General features: G+C 70.2%; 3 protein-coding genes. 1 reads left to right on the top strand and 2 read right to left on the bottom strand.

Features of this window, described 5'->3' with window-relative positions:
• A partial coding sequence (locus TN53_RS40090; protein ID WP_267886604.1) for an NB-ARC domain-containing protein occupies nt 1-1,119 on the bottom strand: 1,119 nt, incomplete at its 3' end.
• Nucleotides 1,120-1,192: 73 nt separating this feature from the next.
• The gene (locus TN53_RS40085; RefSeq protein ID WP_046263795.1) at nt 1,193-2,074 is read right to left on the bottom strand and encodes a 5'-methylthioadenosine/S-adenosylhomocysteine nucleosidase; all 882 of its coding nucleotides are present in this window, start codon (nt 2,072-2,074) and stop codon (nt 1,193-1,195) included.
• Nucleotides 2,075-2,181: 107 nt separating this feature from the next.
• On the opposite strand from TN53_RS40085, the gene TN53_RS40080 reads away from it, so the two are divergent.
• Nucleotides 2,182-3,310, top strand: a 1,129-nt coding sequence (locus TN53_RS40080; protein WP_046263796.1) for an NB-ARC domain-containing protein, incomplete at its 3' end; no start/stop codon positions are given.

Genomic DNA, 3,310 nt, shown 5'->3' with positions numbered 1-3,310 from the left:
CCCCGGCACCCCCCGCAACCGGTCATCCGCCCCATCCGCCCCCCGGTAGTAGAACCCCAGCCCCCGCTCCCGAGCCGCCTCCCCCTCCTCCCTCAAACCCGTATCCCCCGCCACCACACCCACCCAGAACGCCCACACCAAGTCATGCAACCCCCACCGAGGAGCCGAAGCCGAGCCAACGTCCTCGCTCCAGACCTCTGTGACCAGATGGGTGGCGGCGAGGCCCTCAAGAACGTGCAGGACCTCGTCCTCGTCAAGTCCGGTCAGGGCAGCTGCCGCCGGGGTGCTGGTGTCAGAGCTCGGCGCCAATGAGAGCAGGCGCAGTAGGCGTGCCTGGTCGGGCGGCAGACGGCGGTAGGACGTCTCCAGGACCGGTCCGAGGGCGAGGGAGCGGCCGTATTGGTCCGTTCCCAGGTCGCCGCGGTCGAGCGCGAGCGTCGGGTTCCCGGCCTTGTGGATGTCCGCCACCAGCGAGGCGATTCCGCGTCGGCGCCGCCTGCGCAGCATCGCGGCGGCGATCTGGAGGGCGAGGGGCAAGTGGCAGCAGAGATCGGTCAGTTCGCGTAGGGCGTCGGGCTCGCGGGCCGGGCGGTCGTCGCGGTCGTCTGCATCGTGAAGTGCGCGGGTGATGAGGGCGACGGACTCCGCCGGGTCCAGAGTCTCAAGGTCGACGAGGCGCACGGGGAGGGAATCCGGGCGGTCGCGGGACGTGATGATGACCCGGTGGTGGTCCGTGCCCGGGAGGAGGGGCAGGAACTGGGACGGGTCCGAGGCGTTGTCGAGGATCAGCAGCATCCTCTCCCGCCGCTCGGTGAGCAGGGCGCGGTACGTGTCGTACTGACGTACCGAGGTGTTTGGCAGATCCGTCCCACGTACGTGGAGTGCGTCGAGGAGCGCGAGGACCGCCTGGTCGGCGGTGACGGGATTGTCGTCGTACCCACGCAGGTCGACGAAGAGGGTCCCGCCCGGGAACCAACCCTCCGAACATGCCTGGTAGGCGGCCTCCAACGCCAATGCCGTCTTGCCGATGCCACCCATGCCGGTGACGGCGAAGATGAGGAGCGGAGGCGCCGTCGAACCGTTCGGGGCGGGCCCGAGGTGAGGCAGCAGACGGGACAGATCTGCCACTCGGCCCGTGAATCCAGCCGGGCGGGGTGGCAGCGCTGCGGTTGCCACCGGGACCGGGCCGTGGCTACTCGGTGTTTTCTCGGCGGTGGTTGACCGACTTGGCGGTGAAGGGACCGCTGAAGGTGCTGCCTCGGAAGTCGAGGTGGTCGCCGCCGTACGTGGAGGGGCGAAGGGGGCCCTCCTGGGAGTCGTCGGACGCGGCGGGCGCGGGTGTCCCGCCCCTGCTCGCCCTGGTCGGCCGGTGCTTGCGCAGGATCGCGACCGCCGCTGCGGCTGCCGCGTCGGCTGCCTTCGGCTGGGATCCGGACGCGTCGGCCCTCGACTTCCCGGCGTCGGCGTAGTCGCTGATGCCCCGGATCACGAGCGCGTCCAACCGGCCGCTGAGATGCGCCGCGTGGACGACTCCGGAGCCTTCCATCTCGATGGCGGCGGCGTCGTTGTAGTGCTTACGGAGGTGCTCGGCGATCTCCGACTTCGCGTCGGCCAGGACGACGTCGCCGACCGCGATCGGCTTGAGATGCACCTTGCCGCGCAGCGCGAAACGGGCCGTCTCCACCAGGCGGTACGAGGAGAGCCAGGCCTCCGGGCGGACCTGGAAGCCGTCGCGGGTCTGCTTGCCGCCGTGGATGCTGTACACCTTCGTGCCCACCACGACGTCGCCGATCTTGATGTCCTTCTTGTTCAGACTGCCCGCCACGCCTACGAACAACAGGATGTCCGGGTGCAGCCAGTTGACGATGCGTTCGGTGAGCGCGGCGGCGTTCAGGGCGCCCGGGCCCAACTCGGCGATGGCGACATGCCAGGGGGTGTCGGGGAGGCGGCCCCGCTCCACCCGCGTTCCCTCGTCGTGTTCGAGCTCCTCGGCCTCCGGGATGTGGGCCCGTACGGCCTCGTACTCCGACGGCAGCGCGGTCAGGATGACGACCGTGGGTTCTGTTTCCGACACGCTTTCACGGTACTGCCAAGTCGTCTGAACCGAGCGAGGGTTGGGGGAGCCCGGGTCGGCGTACCGTGATGTCAGCGATGGGTGTGGGTGGTACGGGGGACGGCACCATGACGACCGAGTACGGCGAGGATCATCTCGATTTCCGGGGAGTGCATGTCGCCGGGGACTTCACTGCGAAGAAGGTGGAGTACCGGGAGCACGGGCCGGCCCCTACCGCCTTGGACGCGCTGCCGGCGAGGGTGATCGGCTTCACCGGGCGTGAGGATGAACTGCGGTCGCTGCTCGACGCGTTGGACCCATCCGGGTCTGACCTTCCATCGGCCGTCCTCGTCGCCGCCGTGTCCGGGCTCGGGGGGATCGGCAAGACGTCGCTCGCGGTGGAGGCGGGATACCGGGCAGGAGCGAGGGGCTGGTTCCCGGGCGGGACGCTGTTTGTGGACCTGCACGGCTACGACGATGATCCCGCCACCGCCGACCAGGCTCTCCAGGCGCTGCTGCGAGCCCTGGGCGTAGACCCGGAGCACATCCCGGCGACGGCGGACGAACGGGCCGCGCTCTACCGGTCGACCCTCGCCGAGCGCGCCCAGAAGTGCGGGCCGGTACTGATCCTCGCCGACAACGCGTCCTCTTCGGCGCAGGTACGCCCCCTGCTCCCCGGTGGTGGCGCACGGCACCGGCTTCTCGTCACCTCGCGTGACGTGCTGCCTCAACTGGGGGCCAGGCTCCTGCGGTTGGACCAACTGACACCGCAGGAGGCCTACGAGCTGCTCGACCGGGCCCTGCGGATCGCCGATCCCGACGACAGCCGCGTCACGGATGACGCCGATGCGGCCGCAGCCCTCGCCGAACGCTGTGGACACCTGCCGTTGGCCCTGCAGATCTCGGCCGCGCAGTTGGTCGCCGACCGGGAAAAGCCGGTCGCCGACCTCGTCTCCGAACTCACCGAGGCCCGCGACCGACTGGACCACCTCGACGACGGGGAGCGCAGCGTCCGCGCGACCTTTGACCTGTCGTACCGCCGACTGCCGCCCGAGCAGGCTCGTGTGCTGCGGCTGCTGGCCCTGGCGCCGGGGCCCGATGCGAGCGACGAGGTTGTGGCCGCTCTCGTCGGAGAGGACGCTCCGCCGGTGGCGCACCTGAACGCGCTGGCTCGTGCGCACCTCGTTGAGCGGGGGAGCGGGCGGACTCGGTGGCGGTTGCATGACTTGGTGCGGGTGTTCGGGGTGGGTGTGGTGG

The organism is Streptomyces sp. WM6386, assembly GCF_000972385.1.
In the GTDB taxonomy this organism is placed as follows: Bacteria; Actinomycetota; Actinomycetes; order Streptomycetales; family Streptomycetaceae; genus Streptomyces.
This window is presented reverse-complemented; position numbering and strand designations above follow the sequence as displayed.